The sequence below is a fragment of the Nocardia sp. NPDC059180 genome (assembly GCF_042754945.1).
In the GTDB taxonomy this organism is placed as follows: domain Bacteria; phylum Actinomycetota; class Actinomycetes; order Mycobacteriales; family Mycobacteriaceae; genus Nocardia.
Genome location: NZ_JBHZBU010000005.1, coordinates 449,377 through 470,671, shown reverse-complemented (window position 1 = coordinate 470,671; position 21,295 = coordinate 449,377). Strand labels below are relative to the sequence as shown.

General features: G+C 65.6%; 18 protein-coding genes. 8 read left to right on the top strand and 10 right to left on the bottom strand.

Going from position 1 to position 21,295, the window contains the following annotated elements:
* Nucleotides 1-239: 239 nt before the first annotated feature.
* The gene (locus tag ACFXNW_RS19310; RefSeq protein WP_379419074.1) at nt 240-1,745 is read right to left on the bottom strand and encodes a DUF4328 domain-containing protein; all 1,506 of its coding nucleotides are present in this window, start codon (nt 1,743-1,745) and stop codon (nt 240-242) included.
* A 453-nt stretch (nt 1,746-2,198) separates the two neighbouring features.
* Here ACFXNW_RS19310 and ACFXNW_RS19305 point away from each other — a divergent pair, with 453 nt between their 5' ends.
* From ACFXNW_RS19305 to ACFXNW_RS19280, 6 genes are all read left to right on the top strand, one after another.
* The gene (locus ACFXNW_RS19305) at nt 2,199-2,372 is read left to right on the top strand and encodes a hypothetical protein (protein WP_379419073.1); all 174 of its coding nucleotides are present in this window, start codon (nt 2,199-2,201) and stop codon (nt 2,370-2,372) included.
* A gap of 220 nt (nt 2,373-2,592) precedes the next feature.
* The gene (locus ACFXNW_RS19300) at nt 2,593-3,864 is read left to right on the top strand and encodes a PucR family transcriptional regulator (protein ID WP_379419072.1); all 1,272 of its coding nucleotides are present in this window, start codon (nt 2,593-2,595) and stop codon (nt 3,862-3,864) included.
* Nucleotides 3,865-4,016: 152 nt separating this feature from the next.
* Nucleotides 4,017-5,384, top strand: a complete 1,368-nt coding sequence (locus tag ACFXNW_RS19295; RefSeq protein WP_379419071.1) for a cytochrome P450 — start codon at nt 4,017-4,019, stop codon at nt 5,382-5,384.
* A 67-nt stretch (nt 5,385-5,451) separates the two neighbouring features.
* Nucleotides 5,452-6,474 carry an Acg family FMN-binding oxidoreductase gene (locus ACFXNW_RS19290; protein ID WP_379419070.1) on the top strand — a complete coding sequence of 341 codons (1,023 nt, stop codon included), beginning with the start codon at nt 5,452-5,454 and terminating at the stop codon, nt 6,472-6,474.
* Between the two features lie 88 nt (nt 6,475-6,562).
* Entirely contained in the window at nt 6,563-7,780 is a 1,218-nt protein-coding gene (locus ACFXNW_RS19285; RefSeq protein WP_379419069.1) for a nitrate/nitrite transporter, read from the top strand.
* Nucleotides 7,781-8,092: 312 nt separating this feature from the next.
* Nucleotides 8,093-8,725, top strand: a complete 633-nt coding sequence (locus tag ACFXNW_RS19280) for a hypothetical protein (RefSeq protein ID WP_379419068.1) — start codon at nt 8,093-8,095, stop codon at nt 8,723-8,725.
* Nucleotides 8,726-8,747: 22 nt separating this feature from the next.
* Here the strand turns inward: ACFXNW_RS19280 and ACFXNW_RS19275 are convergent, their stop codons facing one another.
* Nucleotides 8,748-9,035, bottom strand: a complete 288-nt coding sequence (locus ACFXNW_RS19275) for a hypothetical protein (protein WP_379419067.1) — start codon at nt 9,033-9,035, stop codon at nt 8,748-8,750.
* Between the two features lie 198 nt (nt 9,036-9,233).
* Nucleotides 9,234-10,253: an AraC family transcriptional regulator gene (locus tag ACFXNW_RS19270; RefSeq protein ID WP_379419066.1), complete on the bottom strand. Its 1,020-nt coding sequence runs from the start codon at nt 10,251-10,253 to the stop codon at nt 9,234-9,236.
* On the opposite strand from ACFXNW_RS19270, the gene ACFXNW_RS19265 reads away from it, so the two are divergent.
* Nucleotides 10,227-10,568 carry a hypothetical protein gene (locus ACFXNW_RS19265; protein ID WP_379419065.1) on the top strand — a complete coding sequence of 114 codons (342 nt, stop codon included), beginning with the start codon at nt 10,227-10,229 and terminating at the stop codon, nt 10,566-10,568. The genes ACFXNW_RS19270 and ACFXNW_RS19265 overlap by 27 nt on opposite strands.
* A 141-nt stretch (nt 10,569-10,709) precedes the next feature.
* Here ACFXNW_RS19265 and ACFXNW_RS19260 read toward each other — a convergent pair whose 3' ends face one another.
* From ACFXNW_RS19260 to ACFXNW_RS19230, 7 genes are all read right to left on the bottom strand, one after another.
* Nucleotides 10,710-12,461 (bottom strand): GAF domain-containing protein, encoded by a 1,752-nt coding sequence (locus tag ACFXNW_RS19260; RefSeq protein ID WP_379419064.1) that lies wholly within the window; start codon nt 12,459-12,461, stop codon nt 10,710-10,712.
* 68 nt (nt 12,462-12,529) lie between these two features.
* A complete protein-coding gene (locus ACFXNW_RS19255) occupies nt 12,530-13,180 on the bottom strand; it encodes a response regulator (protein ID WP_379419063.1) in 651 nt (216 codons plus the stop codon).
* 233 nt (nt 13,181-13,413) lie between these two features.
* Nucleotides 13,414-15,174 (bottom strand): amidohydrolase family protein, encoded by a 1,761-nt coding sequence (locus tag ACFXNW_RS19250; RefSeq protein ID WP_379419062.1) that lies wholly within the window; start codon nt 15,172-15,174, stop codon nt 13,414-13,416.
* 5 nt (nt 15,175-15,179) lie between these two features.
* On the bottom strand, nt 15,180-16,826 hold the full coding sequence (locus ACFXNW_RS19245; protein ID WP_379419061.1) for a class I adenylate-forming enzyme family protein: 1,647 nt from the start codon (nt 16,824-16,826) through the stop codon (nt 15,180-15,182).
* Nucleotides 16,827-16,860: 34 nt separating this feature from the next.
* A complete protein-coding gene (locus tag ACFXNW_RS19240) occupies nt 16,861-17,907 on the bottom strand; it encodes an NAD(P)-dependent alcohol dehydrogenase (protein WP_379419095.1) in 1,047 nt (348 codons plus the stop codon).
* Nucleotides 17,907-19,064 (bottom strand): serine hydrolase domain-containing protein, encoded by a 1,158-nt coding sequence (locus tag ACFXNW_RS19235; RefSeq protein ID WP_379419060.1) that lies wholly within the window; start codon nt 19,062-19,064, stop codon nt 17,907-17,909. The genes ACFXNW_RS19240 and ACFXNW_RS19235 overlap by 1 nt, the downstream gene beginning before the upstream one ends.
* Nucleotides 19,065-19,071: 7 nt before the next feature.
* A complete protein-coding gene (locus tag ACFXNW_RS19230; RefSeq protein WP_379419059.1) occupies nt 19,072-20,439 on the bottom strand; it encodes a flavin-containing monooxygenase in 1,368 nt (455 codons plus the stop codon).
* Between the two features lie 212 nt (nt 20,440-20,651).
* On the opposite strand from ACFXNW_RS19230, the gene ACFXNW_RS19225 reads away from it, so the two are divergent.
* Nucleotides 20,652-21,263, top strand: a complete 612-nt coding sequence (locus tag ACFXNW_RS19225) for a TetR/AcrR family transcriptional regulator (RefSeq protein ID WP_379419058.1) — start codon at nt 20,652-20,654, stop codon at nt 21,261-21,263.
* Nucleotides 21,264-21,295 lie beyond the last annotated feature (32 nt).

The following is a 21,295-nucleotide window of genomic DNA, read 5'->3' as shown; positions in this document are numbered from 1 at the left end:
ACCCCTGGCTCATCGGCGGAGGCGGCTCCCTCTAACCCCCCAGACCGGCACCCACCGGACCGGATCGACACCGACTCCGGCGACCGGCCCGGCGGATGCCAGGCCGCCGCGCCGACCGTGCCGGCGGACGGGAGACCCCTCAACCCGCCCCTGTCCGTCCCCGCATCGAGAGCCCGGTGGAAATGCCCACCGAACGGTCGCAACGCACCCGGCCGTTCGGTGGGCATGCGGCCGTTTGTCTACGAACTCGCAGCCGCTGTCTGGTCGCTGTTCGTCTGCCAGATGATCGCGGTCAGCAAGCCCGCCCCGACCGCGAACAACAACGAGGCGAGCCACAGGACCGGCGCGGCGAGGGCATTCAGTCCGATTCCCGACGCGATCCAAGCACCGATCCACGCACACCACCAGGCACCGACGAGCCACGGAGCCGATGGTGAGCCCGGGCGGCCCGCTCGATGGATGTCGGCCACGACGAAGGCGGGGAAGACCAGATTGACCAGGGGAACGAACCATCCCGAGAAGACCCAGCCCCGCCCGAGGCTGTGACCCTCCGGCGCCAGGATCTCAGCATTCGCGCGCGCCTGCCACAACCAGTAGAGGAACACGCCACCCGCGAGCATCAGGGTCACCGCCCATACGCCCACCCCGAGCAGCATGATCGGCGCCCACTCGTCGATCGCCCGCTCGTAGTCGATCGACTCGTCCTTGGAGTCGCGCGGATACAGGGGCGCGGAGAGGGCGACGATGGCGGGGCCTGCGGCCACAGCGATCAACGCGATGGCGGTCACTTCACTGAGCCCCCGGCCGGCCGGCGACAGTGACGCCGACCCGAATGTTCTCGGAGGTGCGCCGAAAGCTCCGGTGTGGGGCGCGGAGAACAGGTGCGGTGCCGCGTACGCGAGTTCGGATTCGGGCAGAAGCTGTGGCCGGGGGAGTTGCGGGGCCGCGAACGTCAGTTCCGTGTCGGGCAGTTGTGATGGGACCGAAAGCGGCTGCTGTGGATACGGCTGCACGACCGGTGCGGACTGCGGATCCGGTAGTAGCTGCTCGGCGGCTTGCTGCTCCTGCCATCGCGTGACTCGCAGCATGATCACGGCGAGCAGAACCGCCGCGGTGATCAACAGTGTGATGCCCGCCAGTCCGATAACTACACCGGCACCGGCTCGGCTTGCGGTCGCCGCACCGGTGCGGGAGGCGAAACCGAACAGGTACGACCCGAACGCAAGGGACGAGCCGAGAACGAACGACATCCACCAGAGCACGACCAGCACCGTGGTCGACGTGGCGGGCAGTCGCCGAGGGTCGCGCGGCGCCGCGGGATGCGCGGCGCGCTGGATGTCATCGAGCACGATCGGCGGAAGGAACCAATCGACCACCGGCAGGAAGCACGCCAGCGCCCACCCGCGCGAGAGGCGATGCTGTGCCGCAGACAGTGATTCGGCATTCGACCGGGCCAGATACAGCCAGACGATGAACAATGCCGTCGCCACCAGCTGGGCGAGAATCGCTACCGACGAGGCCCACAGCCACGATTGCGTCGAGCCCAGCCGGTTCATGTACTCCGTCGCGCCGAGCACCCCGTTGTCGTAGTCGATGCGTAGTCGATAGTTGCGCACGGCCAGCGCCCATTCGATCGCCCGGGCCGTGACGACGGTAGCTACCACTGCGATTACGGCCAGCGCCCAGCCGCCGATGAGCCGAATCGGTGGTAGCACAACGCCGACCGGCCCCGGTGAACCCGACACGCCGGGCGCTGGATAACCAGGCACCCAGGCAGCCGGATAACCTTGCGGGCCTGGATAACCCGGCGTGCCGGCCAGTGGCGGCTGATGTGCAGGTTGCTGCTGCGGTGGGTGCTGCACAGTGTCCCCCTGAGATATCGGCGCACGTTGGACACCAATGATGACCGAGCCCGGCACGCCGGTCCACCGAGATGGCCTCACGTATCAACCTGCGACGCCGACGGTGGTGCCGCCATACAGCGGTGGCCGGTTCCCGCGGATAGTGACAGGCGTAGCTGTCACGGATTATTACGGATATAGACCAGAATTGAATTGTGGATATCTACTACTAGTTCGCAGTCGGCGGCTGAAGAATACAAATCCGCCCAGATGGTCGATCTGTGACTCCAATTTCGTGTTCTGATCGGTCCGTCCCGAACCTGGGATGCGTCACAAAGCACAACCGAGGATTACCTTATGAATTCCAGAATCATCCGTCCGTTTGCCGTCGCCGGGCTCGTGCTGTCCGCCACCGCACTCGGTGTCGGTACCGCCTCCGCGGAGACAGGCACGGCCGCCCCCGTCTCGGGCTCTGTGGAGGTGTGCGCCCCCATTCCGATCGGACCGCTGGAGCTCAGCCTCTGCCTGTAATCGGCAGGCCCGAGGTGTCCGCGGCGGTGGCGAATCTGTCCCGGTTCGTCACCACCGCGGCGCACTCGGATGTCTCTGCCTGCCAGCAACGTTGTTGAAAACCATAAGCGTTCCCACGATCCGTTCCTTCTTGTCACAATCGAAGGACCGGACTGCGCGATCAGTCCTCGCGGTAGCGTGAATCCCTGCCCCAGTGGCCTGTGGGTGGGAAGGAATCACCATGTCTGTCGCAACCTCCGCCGAGCCGTTTCTCACCGCTTCGGGTGGCCTGGTATCCACTCCGCTGAAGGACGTGCGAACGATTTCCCGCCAGATGGTGGGACATTTCGTCGAAAACGTCGCTCCGTGCGCCACATTGCCCGGCGAAGCACTCGATGGTGATATCACCGCAATTACCAGGGTGTGCTTGGAAATGACCAAGAGCATGCTCGACGGGCGCGATCTTCCCGGTCGCACCGAGCGTGTGCAGGATGCCGCCGCGGACTGGGCACGGGAAGGCATCCCGATCGATACCATCCATCACGCCATCCACGAAGGCTTCAAACTCGCCTTCGACCTCCTCTTGGTGAATGGCACACCCCACGATTACGACACGGTCGTCGGGGTCGCCCGGAGGCTGATGGATACCCAGGACATGATCAGCGCGGCGGTGTCGGTGGCCTACGTGCGTGAACTACGTTCCGTGGTCAGCGAACACCACACCGCCGTACATACGCTGACCTCTGCGCTGCTGGGCGGACAGAGCACCTCGACCATGGCAAGGGAGTGCGGCATCGAGGTGGCCGACCGCTATCACGTGGTGGCGCTGGAACTTCCACCGCACGCCGAGGAGCTGGAATCCGCACTCGATGCGAAAGTGGTTGCCCGGCGGAAGCTGCGGCGGGTTCAGGCCGAACTGGCCAACCGGTGCGGCGGCAAAGTGCTGTCACTGATGAGCGTCGACGGCGGTACCTTGCTACTACCCGATTCGGAGTTCTCCGATCCGGATCTGGACGAACTGATCGCGCATTTGTCCGCCGCGGCCGAAGTGCCGGTCAGGGCGGTGGCGATGGCGGCGGCGCCCACGGAGATCCCGCGGGTCGCGGAGCAGGCCCATGAACTCGTCGATATCGTCCAGCGGATCGGCGGCGAGACCAAGGTGTATCGCGCACACGAATTGGCGTTCGAGTACCAGTTGACCCGGCCCGGCCCGGCCCGCGACTATCTGAGTTCGGTGCTCGATTCGCTCGAAGCGCACCCGGACCTGCTGCAAACACTCGAAGTGCATATGTCGACGAATATGCAACGCTCCCGGTCGGCACGGAAACTCTATGTTCACACGAATACCGTCGATTACCGATTGAAGCGGATCGGCCAGATCACCGGATTCGACCCGAACGACGTCACCGGCCTCTGCTACCTGCGGGCCGCACTACTGATCCGGGCGCATCGCGGAGGGAACACGACCGACGTGGCTCGCCGCTCGGGGGAGGCCGGCCCCTACGCGGTCTGATGCGGATGCGCGCCGATCCTTCGAATCCGACATTCGAGTAGCCGACTACGTACGCCGCGTCATCCGGCCGCTGGTGGACTGGACACAGTCCACGAGCACCCGGTGAAGCCTGCGGGCTCGCCTCGCCGGGCGCCGAGCGTGAGGAGATGGCTATGACGGTGGATTTGTATCGAGCGCCCGCACCGAAGACCGTGCCGGGTTCCTGGTTGTTCGGATCGACGATCGGTATCGTGCGGGACCCGCTGCGGGCAAGCATGCGTGGGTTCGCCGAATGTGGTGACATCGTCCGCTTCGAACTCGGGCCCCCGGGATTGCGGCGGGAGTTGTATGGGATCAATCATCCTGACGGTGCGGCACAGATCCTCAACGCAGGCACGAGCCGGAACTTCCGCAAGGACGGAAGCTCCTATGGCGTGATGCGTGAATTGTTCGGCGACGGTCTGCTCACCAGTCAGGACGACGACTGGCAGCGGCAGCGACGGTTCATCCAGCCGCTGTTCACACCCAAGAGCGTCGATTCCTATGCCGAGGTCATGGCCGAGGAGGTCGATCGAGTACGGGCCGAGTGGCGTGCGCTCGGAGATCGCATGGTCGACCTGCGGGCCGAGATGGGGCGGCTCACCCTCGAAGTGGCGGCCCGAATCCTGTTCGGCGAGGACGCCGCCGCGATGGTTGCGGTGTTGCGATCATCGTTTCCGGTGCTCGGTCACGCGGTGCTGGCCCGCGCGATGTGGCCGGTGCGCGCGCCATTGAATTGGCCGACGCCGACGAACCGGAGGATCGCAAGGGCGCAGCACGATATTCGCGTGATCTGCGATGAGATCATCGCGCATAGGCGCGCGGCCCGCGATCCGGGCGCAGACCTGATCGGGCGCCTGATCGCTGCTCGCAGCGGCGGTGAAGCGCTCTCCGATGACGAGATCCGGGATCAGGTGAAGATCTTCCTGCTGGCCGGCCACGACACCACAGCGACGGCCCTGATGTTCGCGCTCAGGCTGCTCGGCACGCATGCATCGGCTCAGCAGCGCTTGCGGAGCGAAGTCGAGCAGCCGCCGGGAGAACCGCCAAGGGACGCGGCGGCAATACGCGAGCTCACATACACCACGATGGTGCTGAAGGAGACGACGCGGCTATATCCGTCGGCCCCGTTCATCGCGCGCAACTGTGTCGACGAGACCGAGGTGTGCGGATATCGGATCCCCGCCGGAGCCGACATCAGCATCGCCACCTGGGTGATCCACCACCGTGCGGATCTATGGCCCGAACCCGATCGCTTCGACCCCGAGCGGTTCGCCCCGGATGGGGATCAGCAGCGTCATAAACTCGCCTGGATGCCGTTTGCCTTCGGCCCCCGCGGATGCATCGGTCAGCGGTTCGCCATGCTGGAAGCGGCCGTCATCCTGGCGGGGCTGGTGCGAGAGTTCGAGTTCGTCACGCCACCCGGTGACGTCGAGGTCACCGCGGATCTGGTTTTGCACCCCACCGGGCAGGTGCCGTGTCGCCTGCGTAGCCGCCGGTGACCATTGGCCCTCGATCAGGGGCCCGAAGCCCGTGGGCGGCCCGTCGGGCCGTGGCAACACTGGAGCCATGATGGACAGCACCGCCCACGTGGCAATCTCCGCGCCGGACCTGCCGACAGTCCGACTCGCGCTACAGCGAGCAGGCCGGGCCCCCTCGATTCACAACACTCAGCCGTGGCGCTGGGAGTTCGATGGCACGAGCCTGTGCCTCTACCGCGACAATGACCGGCTATTGACCGCCGCGGATCCGACCGGACGCCAGCTGGTGATCAGTTGCGGCGCGATGCTGCACCACGTGCGCACCGTATTGGCCGCCGGCCGATGGCGTACCGACTTGGAACGTGTGCCGGACCCGGGGCGCCCGGACCTGCTGGCTCGCCTGACCTTCCGGCGGTGGGCCGATCCCCCGGAAGGAATTATGGCCCGTGCGGCGGCGATCGAGGCCCGCCGAACCGATCGGCTTCCGCTGGCGGCACCGCCCGGATTCGAGGAGGTTGTGCGATCGGCACGGATGCTGGCGAGCCCGCATGAGATCGAGCTGGATGTCCTCGATGACCGCGCTCGGCCGCTGCTCGCCGAAGCCTCGCGAGAGGCCGGTGCGAAACGGCGGTACGACGTGGACTATCAAGCTGAACTGCATTGGTGGACAGGACATTCACCGGACCGCGAAGGTATCCCGCGCACCGCGCTGCCTTCCGGTGCCGAGGCTGTTCACGTACCGGTCGCGCGCACATTTCCGACGCCACCGCACTCGCAGCGCCGCGGCGACATCGACGACCACGCGAAGCTCGTCGTGCTCAGCTCCGCGGGCAACAGCCTGACAGATTGGCTGCACGTCGGTGAAGCTCTGTCGGCGGTCCTGCTGGAATGCACCCGCGCGGGTCTGGCCACCTGCGCCTTGACCCATATCACCGAACTGGCCGGCGCCCGCAGATCACTCGAAGGGCTCACGGTGTGCGACGGGGTGCCTCAGGTACTCCTGCGAGTCGGTGCCGCCCCGGCTGACCTCACTTCCGCGCCGCCGACACCACGCCGGCCGGTCGGCGAGATCTTGACGGTCCTTCCGCCCATGGCGAGGGATATGGACTGACCACCTCCCAGTCGGCCGGATCCGCGACATGCCGAGCGGTAACCGGCGCCGGAATCCCGCAGGAGTCGACGGGGCATGGTTTCCTGAGATGGTGACCGTTTCCGTTACCGACCTCGGTAAGCAACGGGGGTCGAACCTAGCGCTCGCGACCTGGGTGTCCGCGATCAACTTCTGGGCCTGGAACATGATCGGCCCGCTGTCCACCACCTATGCCGGCGATCTGTCGCTGAGCAGTGCCGAGACCTCGATGCTGGTCGCCACGCCGATCCTGGTGGGGTCGTTGGGCCGGATCGCGGTCGGCGCCCTCACCGACCGCTTCGGCGGGCGAGCCATGTTCATCGCCATCTCTGTCGCATCTATCCTGCCGGTGCTCGCGGTGGGTGCGGCCGGCGCGGCGGAATCGTATCCGCTGCTGCTGGTCTTCGGTTTCTTCCTCGGCATCGCGGGCACGATCTTCGCCGTCGGTATCCCGTTCGCCAACAACTGGTACGAACCCTCGCGGCGCGGCTTCGCGACCGGTGTGTTCGGTGCCGGAATGGTCGGCACCGCGCTCTCGGCGTTCTTCACACCCCGATTCGTGAACTGGTTCGGCGTGTTCGCGACACATGCCATCGTCGCCGTCGCACTCGCGATCACCGCGGTGGTGTGCGTGCTGGTGATGCGTAATTCGCCGGAGTTCCACCCCAACACCGACCCAGTCGTTCCGAAGTTGAAGGCCGCGCTGAAACTGCGCGTGACCTGGGAGATGTCGTTCCTGTACGCGGTCGTATTCGGTGGTTTCGTCGCCTTCAGCAATTACCTGCCCACCTACATCAAGACGATCTACGGGTTCTCCGCCGTCGACGCCGGTGCGCGCACGGCGGCCTTCGCGCTGGCCGCGGTGATCGCCCGCCCGATCGGCGGAGCCCTGGCCGACCGCATCTCACCCAAGTACGTGGTGCTGGTGTCGTTCGCAGGTACCGCGGTAATGGCGTTCATCGCGGTGTTCCAGCCGCCCCCGGATGTGTGGTCGGCGACCGATTTCATTCTGCTCGCCATCTTCCTCGGCATCGGCACCGGTGGCGTGTTCGCCTGGGTCGCGCGCCGGGCGCCGGCCCGGTCGGTGGGGTCGGTCACCGGTGTCGTCGCGGCCGCCGGTGGTCTCGGCGGCTACTTCCCGCCATTGGTCATGGGGGCGACATACGATCCGGTCGGCAACGACTACACGGTAGGCCTGCTGCTACTCGTCGCGACCGCGATCGTCGCACTGATCTACACGGCCACGAAGTTGCATGCGAGAGAGCCGGTTCCAGCGGAAGTGCGATAACAGCTCCTCGGTCAGCTGTCTCGCGGCCCGTTCACAGCCAACGGCGGGCGTCGTCCGTCGGCACTGCCGGTGGTAAGTCGATACGCTCGGCCCGCTCGGATGCAGGGCGATCCACGATCAGCGGGCCGACGACGGCGCCGGCCGCCCTCGCCGCGTCCAGGAGATGTCGCGGCTACCGGACCGAGCTCCGGTATCTGCCGAAGTACTTCGTATTCGAGTAATCCACTACTCACGGTTCCTGCAGATCGTCGCCATATGCTGACTCCGTCAATGGCCGGTCGACCCGGCCACCCAGCTGAGGAGATGATCTCCATGGCCGAACTGGACGTCGGCACGAATATCCCGATCGAGCAGCGAATGTACGACATCCTTGCGCGTCCGGGGAGCGGACCGCAGGCCACTCTGGCGGCGCTGCGCGAACTGAACCTGGTGCCGCCGGCCGACGGCTTCACCATGCGGACGCTCGAACCGGCTGACTTCTCGAGCGTGATCGCCGCGGATGACCTCGATGGTGTGGCTCTGGCCGCCCCACTTGTCCATCTCGATCCGAACACACCGTTCAAGATGGACGGGGCGACCGGCCGTTCCAGCGTCTACTCGACCGATACCTCTATCGCAACGGGAGGCACCGCGACCAATCCGGCGTACTTCCGGCTGCCCAGCTTCCCGGAATCAAGTCCCTACTTGATCATCTACTTCCACGGACGGCAAAGCGGAAAACAGTTCACCGCCACGCTCGACCTGGAGGTGTTTTCGTCCGGCGGCAGCGTGCGGATCAGTGCGACGAACAACCCGCTCGCCGTAATCCTTTCCCATGCGGCAACTGGTGGGGCACGAGTACGGGTGCCGGTAAATTTCACGACCACTGCGGATGGCTATGGCAGCTTGCTCATCCAGCGCATCGGCCAGACCGGCTTCGATTGGTTCGGCGTCGATCTGCAGTAGCCGGGCATCAAGCCGCTCCGGATCATTCGGATAACCGATCGACCGGGCGAGACCGGAAGCTCCTTCCCGTAGTCTCGGCCCGCCCGGCCCCGCGGACGGCCTCGCCCCACCAGAACAAGCGCAACACGATGGCGATGTAGAGCGCGACCGCTACGTACACAAGCGGTGGGCCATAGTCGATGGCCCAGCTGCGGATCTGGTCTGCGCCGACGACCGCGGCGGCGAACATGAGGACTGCGATGGCCATCGCTGGAACACCCAGCGGTGCCGCGGGGTCTGGTGCCGCGTCGGAGTCATCGATCGCTGACATGCCTGCCGTTTCTGGGGGAGGGCATCGTCAGGTACCGCAGGACTATGAACAGACGGCGCGGGCTCGGCGATGCATCGGCCTGGATATCTGAAGGCTAGACAGGATGGCGGGTCGCCCGCGTGGGTCCTTGGTCACCGATGTCGAGGACCAATGGCGCTGTGGCGGCCCCGCCGTGACAAGCGTCAGGCTACCGGCGGTTCACCGGCTACCGAACCCGGGCGAGGACTGTTGACCGAGCGAACAGCCGCTCCGAGCGCTCGACCAGCGGCGTGTGGCGCGCCATATCGAGCCGGGGTCGGCGTAGGCGAGAATCTGTGCTTGCCGGTCGCGGGTGAGTTCACCTTGTTCGGCCAGGCGGGCAGCTCGAGCTCGGTCGAGTTCGTGGCGCCAGGTGGTACCGGCTTCGCCCAACCGCCGTTGCAGTGTCCGCGGGCTCGTCATCATGCGTTGAGCGACGATCTGTAGTGATACTTCCCCGGCGTCCAGTGACTGAGACAAGGCGGCAGCGACTTGATCGACCCAGGTGGTCGGCAGCGGTGGCGGAGGGGGCAAGGCATCGGCCAGCGGCCGCAATACTCTGGCGAGCGCCGGGTCGCTCGTGATCAGTCGGCGCCGGGCATCGGCGGCGCGGAAGGTGATCGCGTCGAATGGTGCATCGAATTCGATGGCTGCGCTGCCGAATACGTCGGCATATGCGTCCATTTTCCGTGGTGCGGGCCGGCGCAAAGCGACGCGAAGCGGTTCGAGTGGGGCATCGAGGACGAGACGGCATCTGGTCAATGCGCCGGCCAGCCCCATCAGCTGTGTGTGGTCGCGGCCTCGGCCTGCTCCGTGGATCATGTCGAGGGAGAAGCTGAGATCGCCCGCCTCGTCGGTGACGACGCTGCAGTGATGGTTGGTCGAGACCGAGGTGATGTAACGTGTCGCCGCGGCCAATCCCTCGGCGAGTGTGGGGGAGCAGGTGAACAAGTAATCATAGAGGCCCAGTCTGCTGAGACGGAAGCGCTGCGCCACCTTGATCGCGATATCGGCATCGCCGAGCTCGTGTTCGGCCACTTCCCACAGCCGCGTGAGGAATTGGCTCGACACGTAGGCATTGTTACTCGCCAGCGCCCAGTCCGGTAATGCGAGTTCCCGGATCAGCTGATGTTGGTCGATCCCTGCCCGAGAGAGCTCGCCGATGACATACCGATGTACTACAACATTGTCGGTCCCCAAGGCGTTCCTTTCAGCCGGCAATCAAACACCGCGGCAACAGCTTCCGAACGAAAGACACTGTCATCAACAGCGGTGGCCGCCACCGAGCGAACGAGCAAGCATATAGGGCTGCGCGGGAAGTTGGGAGCCGAAATTCGACCGTTCGCCAATACGACACTTGTGGTTGAGTCAGGCGCGTATCGCGGACGCTGGAAGCGCTGTTGCGATGGCGTATTCGGGCCGATCGCGCCGATTCCTGGCGAGAGTTCGATTATGATCTCCAGTGCTCGAGTGGCGCAGGATGATCCTGACTCCGATAATTCGCTCGACTATTGATTCTGCGTAAATCAAGCCATGCGTAGAGCGCCTGCATGCCACTGCCGATATCGTCGCCGCCATGATCGGCCCTGATCGAACGGTGAACAGAGGTTTCGGCCGAGCCGCGTTCGTCGCACGATGAGCGGCGCCGTGGCGAACCTACGGTAGCGGGGGTACCTGTGGCATCGGCACGGACCAGCGCAGGATCGTGCCACCAGAAGGATTCGGTTCGACCCCGAATGTCCCGCCGGCTTCCTCGGTGCGTGCGGCCATATTCGCCAGGCCGCTGTGGCGCTCGATGATGTCCGGGAGGCCGACGCCGTCGTCGATGACCTCGAGGAAGACATCGTCGCCGATAGTCAGTTTGACCGAAACTGCGCTGGCGCGTGCGTGCCGGACGACGTTGCTGAGGGCTTCTCGGAGCACGGCCTCCACGTGGTCGAACATGGTGGGGCTCAGCACCGATACCGGTCCGGACAGCCTGATGGAGGTACGCAGGTCCGTTTCTGCTGTCATCTCGCCGACGAGGGCGTGCAGTCGTTTGCGCAGGACGGGTGTCTCGGCGGTCGAACTCGCGTGCAGGTCGAAGATCGAGTGGCGGATGTCTTGCACGATCGACTGGATGTCGTTGATGGTGTCGGCGAGCCGGGATTTCACCTCGGGTGCGCGTGCACGCTGAACCGTTCCTTGCAGGGACAGTCCAACGGCGAACAGGCGCTGGATGACGTGGTCGTGCAGGTCGCGTGCGATGCGGTCGCGTTCTGAGACGACGTCGAGCTCACGCATCCGGCGCTGGGTATCGGCCAGTTGCACGGCGAGGGCGGCCTGGTCGGCAAAGGCGGTCATCATTCGTCGCCCGGTCGAATCCAGAACCGCCATGTCCGCCGGGCGCACTGTGACCAGTACTCCGATGACGGACTGACCGGCTCGCAATTGCGATGTTTCTATCGACGCGTCGGCAGTACCCGATCCGGATTGCAAGTCGTCGGCTGTCGACGAGCCGGCGATGCGCTGGAACGTCAGATCCGGCGCCGACCAGCGAACTGGGATACGCACTCCGATCATATCGGTGCCGGTTCCCGCCGCTGACATGATCACCAGTTCGGTGACCTCCTCGGTCGGTGTATCCGGGTCCTCGGGCAGAGCGAGATAAGCCGCAGCCGACAACGTCAATGCCAGTGCGCGCTCGGTGATCAACTGGAGAACATCGCCGGGAGCCTCATGAGCGAGGACGGCGGTGGCGACCTCCTGCGTCGCTTCCAGCCACTGTTGGCGGACCTGGGACTCCTCGTAGAGGCGGGCGTTGGCGATCGCGGTGCCCGCCGCGGCCGCCAACGCCTGGACGACGACCTCGTCATCGGCGGTGAACTCCTGGCCGCCTGCTTTCTCGGTCAGGTACAGGTTGCCGAAGATCTCCTCACGGACCTGAACGGGGACGCCGAGGAATGTGTGCATCGGAGGATGGTGCGGGGGGAATCCGACCGATGAGGGGTGCTGGGACATGTCGGCGAGCCGGATCGGTTTGGGTTGCTCGAAGAGCAGGCCGAGGACGCCGTGTCCTCGAGGTAGGTCGCCGATCAGGACTCTGGTGCGGTCGTCGATACCTTCGTAGACGAATTCGGAAAGCGTCTTGGAGCTCTTGTCGGCCTCGCGGACTCCGAGTGCGCCGTAGCGGGCGTCGACGAGCTCGATGGCGGTGTGCACGATCGATCGCAGCGTGTTGTCCAGATCGAGACCGGCGGTAATGACCAGCATGGCCTCGATGAGCCGGTCCATCTGATCGCGCACACCGATGATCTCCGAGATGCGGTCCTGCACCTCGACGAGGAGTTCGCGCAGTCGCGACTGAGCCAGCGTCTCGATCACCGGGGGTCTGCCGTTCTGGCTGGAACCCGCCGAAGGACCATCCATACTCGCATTCTGGCATTCAGAATCATCCCGAGCGTGGTGATGGTCGGAATGGGCGCGGCCATCGCCGCTCAGGGCGTTTCCTTCCGTGCCGGATCGAGCTTGGAGGCCAGCACCGCAGCCTGTGTGCGGCGTTCGACGCCCAGCTTGGTCAGCAACCGGGAGACGTAGTTCTTCACCGTCTTCTCAGCCAGGAACATCCGCGCCGCGATCTGCCGGTTCGTCAAGCCTTCACCGAGCAAGGCCAGCAGTTTCCTTTCCTGCTCGGTCAGACCGGCGAGCGGACCCTTCCGTTCTTCTGCTTCGGTCCGGAGTTTGGCCATCAGCGCGGCGGCGGCGCGGTTGTCGAGCAACGATTTGCCTGCGCCGACAGCACGGATGGCGTCGACGAGATCGGTGGTACCGATGTCCTTCACGACATACCCACGTGCCCCGGCGAGGATCGCATCGAGCATGGCCTGCTCATCGGTGAACGAGGTCAGGATCAAGCATCGCAGGTCGTCGTGGTGGGTGAGGAGCTCGCGGCACAGTTCGATGCCGTTACCGTCGGGCAGCCGTACGTCGAGAACGACGACCTCCGGCCGGGTGGCGGGGATTCGGGCCAGCGCATGGTCGACCGTGCCCGCCTCACCGACGACCTCGAGGTCGGGTTCCGCGCTGATCAGGTCGCCCACGCCTCGCCGCACGATTTCGTGGTCATCGACCAGGAATACTCGGACCATCGGTCGGCTCCTTTCCTCGACGGCTCCAGCTTACGAAGAATGCAGTTCACAGTGGTGCTGTCTGGTTGGTGAATTGACACCGGTCTCTCCACACCGAAGGGCTCGCCCCGGTACCGGAGCGCTGACATGCCGCGCTCGGGAGACAGAGCTGCTGACATCGCGGCCCGATCGTGCGAAACCCCACCCGCGGCTCGCCGGCACGGTCCCGGACTTGTGCCATCAGGCCGGCGTCTTCATCGGTTTCGGCCTATGGCAGTGGACGCGCGGAGGAACCGGCCGGTCCGGCGGGTGCCGAGTGCTGGAGCGGGTGCGCCCTCGCCGAAGACGAGCACACCGCCGACGAACACCGCAGTGACCGTGGCGTCGTTGCGGTTCACCATCCGCGATAGATTGTCGAACGGGGCGACCGGGGATTCGTGGTAGGCATCGAGTGCATCGTCGAACCGAGCCGGATCGAGGACGACGATATCGGCTCGGTCGCCCACTCGAAGGTGTCCGGCGTCCAGGCCGTACCAGTCCGCGAGTTCACCAGTGAGCCGGTGTACCGCACGTTCCATGGACAGGAACGGGCGGCCTGCTTCTGCCGCCTCGCGCACTCGGCGGAGGAAGCGAAGGCCGTAGTTGTAAAAGGCCATGTTGCGCAGGTGCGCTCCCGCATCGGAGAAGCCCAGCTGCACACCGGGATCGGCGGCGAGCCGATCGAGGACTTCCGGACGATGATTGGAAATCGTCGTGCGCCAGCGCACCTTGGGGCCGAATTCCACGACGAGGTCCAAGAACGCATCCACAGGGTGCGCGCCGCCCCGCTCCACGCCCACTTCGCCGAAGGACTTGCCGATCACCGTCGAATCGGGGCATTCGACGATCTGCGCGTCGAACAGGTCGCGGTGCCATACCCGTGGGCCGTATTTCTTGTCGTAATCCTTGCGGAAGCGCCGCCGGTACTGCTCGTCGCGCAGCAGTTCCCGGCGTTTGTCCACCTGATCGGCCAGATGCAGCGCTTCGGCGCCGGACCCGAACTCCTCGAATACCACCAGGTCGATGCCGTCGGCGTAGACCTCGAACGGCACCGGGAGGTGCTGCCAGCGGAAGTTTGCACCCAGTGCGTTCAACACCCGCGCGATCAGCGGGAACACGTGCGCGACACCGGGAATGGCCTTGATGTCGGCGGCGGAGAGCAGGCTGACCTTCAACGGCTTGCGGAACAGCCCGAGGCTGGATGCCGCCATCGCGACGAGGCTCTGCGGCCGTGCCACGTCGGGTCCGCCCTGCAACGCGCGCCCGCGCCGGCGCAGGATGGCGTTGAGCCTGCGCCGCTCCCGGGTCGTGGCGTAGGTGGAGGGCAGGGTGCGTGACCGGCACACGTCGCCGTCGAGTTTGTCGAACATCAGCTGCTGGGAGGACATACCGACGAACCCCGCGTCCAGCGCCTCGATCAGCTTCGCCTCCATGGCGGCCAGTTCGGCGGCGTCGGGGCGCACGTCCTTGCTGGTCGCTCGCGCCAACCCCAGCTCGGCGGCGCGGATATCGGAGTGTCCGATGAATGCGGCGATATTCGGACCCAGCGGCAGTTCTTCCAGCGCGGCCACGTATTCGTGCGCGGAGTTCCAGCTCTTGTGCTCGTCGACCGCCGTGACGACGTGTTTGCGCGGAATCGCTTCGACCCGGGCGAACAGGTCGCCCGCGTCGGAGGCGCCGACGTGCACCGTCGACAGTGAACACGATCCGAGCAGCACCGTGGTGACACCATGCCGGACCGATTCGGCCAACGCCGGATCCTGGAGCACTTCGATGTCGTAGTGAGTGTGGATATCGATGAGGCCGGGGATCACCCATTGTCCGCTGGCGTCCATGACATTCGGGCACTGCGGGTCGTCGATCGGGTCGGCCGAGACGTTCGCGATCCGACCGTCCCGGATACCGAGGTGCCGGATCGCGGAGGGTGCGCCGGTCCCGTCGAACCAGCGGCCATTGGCAATGATCGTGTCGTACATGGGATTCACACCTCGAGACCTGTGCGCACGACCTTGCCGGTTGCATTGCGCGGTAGAGCGGTGGTGATGAGCCGCCAGCGGGCAGGCACCTTGTAATAGGCGAGCCGTTCTCTGGCGTACGCGTGCAACGCGTCTTCGGTGATCGCCGTGGTTTCGTCGACCACGACCACGGCGGCGACCTGCTGTCCGAGGTCCTCGTCAGGCACCCCGACGACAGCGCATTCCCGCACGGCGGGGTGTTCGTCGAGGCACTGTTCGATTTCGGTGGGATAGACGTTTTCTCCGCCACGCAGGATGAGATCCGAGCGTCGCCCGGACAGCCGCAACCTGCCGTCTTCGAGCACACCGATGTCGCCGGTGCGTAGCCATCGGTCTGTGGTGATCGCCGCGGCGGTCGAAGCCTCGTCCTGCCAATATCCGAGCATGACGTACGGGCTACGTACCCAGATCTCGCCTTCAACGCCATCGGGGACCGGTGCGCCCGCCTCATCGTGGATCTCCAGCGCTACGCCGATGATCGGTCGCCCGACAGTGTCCGGGAAGGCGGCCAGCTCGGCCGGGGCGGCCAGCGTCGCGGCAGTACTGCATTCGGTCATTCCGTAGCTGGTGACCAGCGCGTTGCGCGCCACGGGTAGCCGATCGCGTAGTTTCTGCTGCAGCGCCTGCGACGACGGCGCCGAGTTCAGCGAGAACGCGGTCAGCGAGGACAGGTTGTAACCGGACAGATCGAGATCCAACATCCGCGTCGCCATGGTCGGCATGGCTCCCCAGTTGGTGATGTGTTCCCGCTCGATCAAGCGCAGTACCCGGTCGCCGTCGAACGAGCCCTGGTGGATCACCACCGCATCCCCGGTCACCAGCCGGGGGACCACCAGGTTGTGCAAGCTGGCGATATGGAACAACGGCGAGGTGACCAAAAACCGCCTACCGGTAGGTGGTTGTGCGGCCCCGGTGAGCGCCGCGGTCAGCGCGTCGCTGAAGAGGTGATAGTCGATGACTGCCAACACATTCCGATGTGAATGTACCGCGCCCTTCGGCCGACCGCTGGTGCCGCTGGTGTACAGGATCACCGCGGGGTCGTCTTCATCGAGCTCGGTGTCGGGCAGGGTGTCGGTCCGGTATTCGGCGAGGAGCTCGGGTACGTCATGCTCCATGGTGAGCACCGGGATGCCGATATCGAGTTCGGCAACGATCGCTGCACGCTTGGCGTCCACGATGAGCACAGCCGGGCTGGTGTGTTCGATGCCGTAGGCGATTTCGCGTGGCGCCCACCAGGCGTTGTAGCCCGCGACGATCGCACCGAGTGCCTGCCCGGCCCAGAACGCGACCACCCATTCGGGGGTGTTCGCCCCGAGAATGCCTATGCGGTCGCCCTTGTGGATGCCGTATTTGTCGCGGAGGGCGGTGGCCATGGCCGCAACAGCGGCGGCGTGCTCGGTGAAAGATATCCGGCGGTCCGCGGTGACCAGGTAGTCCCGATCGCCATGTGTGGCGGCGGTGAGTACGTCGCGTAAGGAGTTCTTGCGGTGGCGCATCACCGGCATCGGTGCGCCGAGGACGTCTTCGATCACCATCTGGAATCGGCCGCCAGGTCCGGTGAGATTGTTCGCCGCCTGGGCCGCTAACGCTTGCAGATCGATCGGCTTTGTCATATCGGTAGTACTTCCTCGTCATGAAGTCTGTTCGTCACGGCTCGGGCACCAGAACCGCTCGGCCGGTGACCAGGCCACGTTCGAGACGGTCGAGGGCGGCCCGCCCCTCGGTCAGCGGGTAACACTCCACCTCGACGCGCAGCGTGCCCGCCGCGGCCAGTGCCACGCCGTCGATCAGGTCGGATTTGGTGCCGCCGTACGATTTCCGAACCGAGGCGCCCCACGGCCAGCCCGGGCCGCCTGCGGGTGCCGCAGTGATCTCCGGCGCGCCGCCGCCGAGGCCGATCATCCGATAGGCGCCGTTGGGCGCCACCGACTCCACCGCGAGTCGCGCGGTCGAGTCGACGCCGACGAAGTCGAATACCGCATCGGCACCGCGGCCGCGGGTGAGGGCCAGGATCTCGGCAGCGGTGGTGTCGCCGATGATGAGCCCTTGTGCCGCGCCGCACCGGGCGGCGAGGTCGAGTTTGTCGGCGCTGACGTCCACGGCCAGCACCCGGGTCGCCGTGGTGGTGGCGAGGATCTGCACCGCGACGTGCCCGAGCCCGCCGATGCCGATAACCACCGCCACCGACCCGGGTCCGAGATGCTCGCGCGCGCCGCGGATAGCGTGCCGGCTCGACAGCGCGGCGTCGGCCAGTGGGGCGGCCTGGGTGAAATCGAGGTCACCGATCGGTACGAACGAACTCGCAGGCACCCGGATGTAATCGGCCATCCCGCCGTCCGGCCCCAGACCGGGGCAGGGCGGCATGGCGGTGCGTCCCGCGGCTTCGCAGACGTTCTCGTTGCCGCTGGCGCACTCTCGGCACATGCCGCACGACCAGCACAGATACACCACGCCGCGCTCCCCGGTGTGGCGGCAGGCGACGGCATCGCCGACGGCTTCGATGGTGCCCGCGACCTCGTGGCCCAGGGTCAGCGGCTGCTCACGCACGCGAAACGGGAGGTGCAGCACGTGCAGATCCGAATGACAGATTCCCGCCGCGCCCACTCGAAGTAGTAGATCGCTCGGGCCGATATCAGGGATGGGCACCTCGCGTAGTTCCAGCACACCTGGCGCGGTGAGCTGTAGCGCCCGCATCATCCGCGCACCGCCTCGAACGTCGCGCGCAGGTAGGCGCCGGCGCGATCCGAGCCGATCAGGCCCGGGGCCATCCGGTTCATGGTGTAGGCGAAGGTGGTGCGGTGGTCGAGGTCGTTGACCACCATCGCACCGCCGAACCCGGCCCACCAGCACACCCGGCCCTCCGGCACCTCCGGCGCGGTCTGCCGTTGCGGCAGGCCGTAGCCGATGCCGAAACGCAGTGGTAGCAGCAGCGCGAGATCCATGCCGTCGGACTGCTCCCGGAAGATCAGCTCGATCGTCCGGTCCGATAACAGCCTGCGGCCGCTCAACTCGCCGCCGCAGGACACCAGCGACTGCACCCGAGCGACCGAACGCGCGTTGCCATGGCCGTTCACCGCGCCGATCTCCGACTGCCGCCAGGCCGGGCTCGCGGTCTCCGCGATGTCGAGCAGCGGGCTGGTGAGCGTCTTGACCAGGATGCTGTCCGGATCCAGTGTGGCCATGTCGAATTCCGGCATGGCGGGCGGGACCAGGGTGGCGATCCGCCCGTGGTGCTCGGGTGCGGTGCCGATATGGAAGTCGGCACCCAGCGGCCCGGCGAGCTCTTCGGCGAAGAACTCGCCCAGCGTGCGTCCGGTCACGCGGTGGATCACCGTGCCGATGAGGTGGCCGTAATCGAGCGCGTGGTACCCCGACGCTGTGCCCGGTTCCCACCACGGGGCTTGGCCGGCAAGCCGTGCCGCGGACGCCGCGGTGTCGTAGATGTCGGTGAGTTCGATCGGCGGTTGCCATCCCGAAACCCCGGAGGTGTGCGCGAGCAGATGGCGGATCTCGATATCGCCCTTGCCGTTGGCCGCGAACTCCGGCCAATACCTGGCGACCTTCGCGCTCACGTCCAGCTCACCGCGGTCGATGAGCAGCAGGGCGCTCAGCGCGGTCATCGTCTTGGTGATGGAGAAGACGTTGACCAGGGTGTCCTCGGTCCAGGGTGTGCGGCGTTGCGGGTCGCGATGGCCACCCCATAGGTCGACGACCATTTCGCCGTCGACCGTGATGCATATCGAGGCACCCAGCTCGTCACCGGAGGAGAGGCGGGTGTCCAGCTCTGTGCGGACCTGTGCGAATCGCTCGGCGCAGAATCCCGACGTGGCGGTTCCTGTCGTACTGGTCATCACTGCCTCACACCTGCTCGAGCACACAAGCGGGGACCGGAAGCGAATTGCCCTTGGCTACTGCGCGTTTCGCGCCGCGTTCCAGCTCGTGCCGCATATCTCGCACATACGGCACGAACTCGGTCTGGATGGTATGCCGGGGAGAGTCGTAATAGCGGCCGGTTCGGGTGGATTCCGCTGATCCGATCGCTGCCTGCATCTCCTCCGTCGACGGTAGGTGGTAGCGGCCGGTCAGGTAGGCGGCGACCAGCTTGGACTGCTGTTCGGCAAAATTCACCAGGGTTGGCAGCGATTGCGCCAGGCCGAGGAAGAACAGATTGTCGATTCCGGGCTTGACCATCTGCTTGAAGAGCGGAAAGTTGTTGTCGGCGTCGGGCAGCAGGTCCGGATCGGAAAAGAACGGGAACGATATGCGGTATCCGGTGGCGCAGACGATCACGTCCACCTCTTCGGTGCTGCCGTCGGCGAAGCGTACTCGCGGCCCCTCTAGTGCGGTGATCGCCGGCTTGAAGGTGATGTCGCCGCAGCCGGCGCGGTGCAGGAACTCCTCGCTGGCCGACGGATGCGCCTCGAAGGGTAGGTGATCGGGCTTGGGCAGGCCGTAATCCTCCATGTTCCCGCGGGTCTTGCGGACGAAGCGTTGCCGGATTTTGAGCCCCAGCTTCGGCGGCATCCACCGCGGAAGCTCGCGTTTGTCGCCGACCTTGCCGTTGACGTACTTCGGCAAGACCCAGACTCCGCGCCGCGCGGAGACATGCAGCTTCGCGGCAAGGAATCGCTGGGACAGCTCGGAGGCGATATCCAGACCCGAATTGCCCATACCGACAACAACAACGCGCTTGCCACGCATGTCGATCGGGTCGAACGGGTCGTTGTAGGCGTGGCTGTGCAGCAGCGTGCCGTCGAATTCACCGGGGTAGTCCGGGAGGCGCGGGTCCCAGTGGTGCCCGTTGCAGACGATGAGCGCGTCGTAGTCCTTGGTGTAGCCCTGACTGGTGGTGATCAGCCAGCGACCGTCGGTGGTGCGCTCGGCCGCGGTCACCTCGGTATCGAACACGATCCGGTCGCGGATGCCGAAATGGTCGACATAGTCGCGGAAGTATTGGAACAGCTGTGAATGGTGTGGAAAGTCCGGCCATTCCTCGGGCGCCGGATAGTCCTCGAAGGCCAAACGGAACTTGGACGTATCGATGTGCAGGCTCTGATAGCAGGCCGACATGCCGTTGGGGTTCTTGAAGTACCAGTTGCCGCCGACATCGTCGGACGCCTCGTAGCAGTCGAAGGGGATGCCGTGATCTTTCAGGCGTTTGGCTGCGGTGATCCCAGAGGGGCCTGCGCCGATCACACAGACGCGGGGGAGTGCTGTTGACGTCATTCACTGTCCTTGTGCTGGGAAAGCCGTCGTCGCTGACGGCCGAACCGTCCGATGCGTTGTGCGCGCCGGAGTGACGTAGGCAACACGTTAACATTCGGTAGACACCATGTCTAGTGAGTGTCGCTATGTTTAGCGAGTTCGCTACCGCGTAGACTTGCTCGGCGGAAGCCGCACGTCAGAGCATTTTTGAGGGAATCGAGGATCTGTTCACCATGCGCGCGAACACGAACCTGCGGGATGAGCAGAAGCAGCAGACCAGGGCCAGGCTGATCGAGGGCGCCAAGGAGCTGTTCGCCACCCGTGGGTATGCGGCCGTGCGGGTGGACGACATCGCCGCTGCGGTCGGCTGCAGTCGTGCCACTTTCTACCTGCATTTCGCGGGCAAACTCGAGATTCTGCGGGTAATCGGCCAGCAGGGCACCGCGCCCACGGCCCTGCACTTCTACGAGGATCTCGACCGAGTGCTCGAAACGGGTTCCCGCGCCGAGTTCGCCCGCTGGGTCGCCGGCGCGATCGAGTGGTTCCACGAGTACAAAGATCTGCTTCCCGCCTGGGATGAGGCGACCGCGCTCGAACCCGAGTTTCGCGAGATCGCTCGCAACGGTATTTCGGCACTACCCGATTCGATGACCGCCTACCTCGCCGGATGGCCGGCTGATCGGCGCGATGAGGCGCGGCTGCGGGTGGAACTACTGGTCGCGCAGCTGGAACGGTTCTTTACCCGTTGGGCGATGTTGGGCACCATCGACGTCTCGGTGGATCGGGCCGTCGAGGTTCTCACCGACATCTGGTTTCCCGCGCTGCGCCCGCCGACGGAGGGCTGATCGGCCCGGCCGTGCGGAGGCAACGCTGCGCA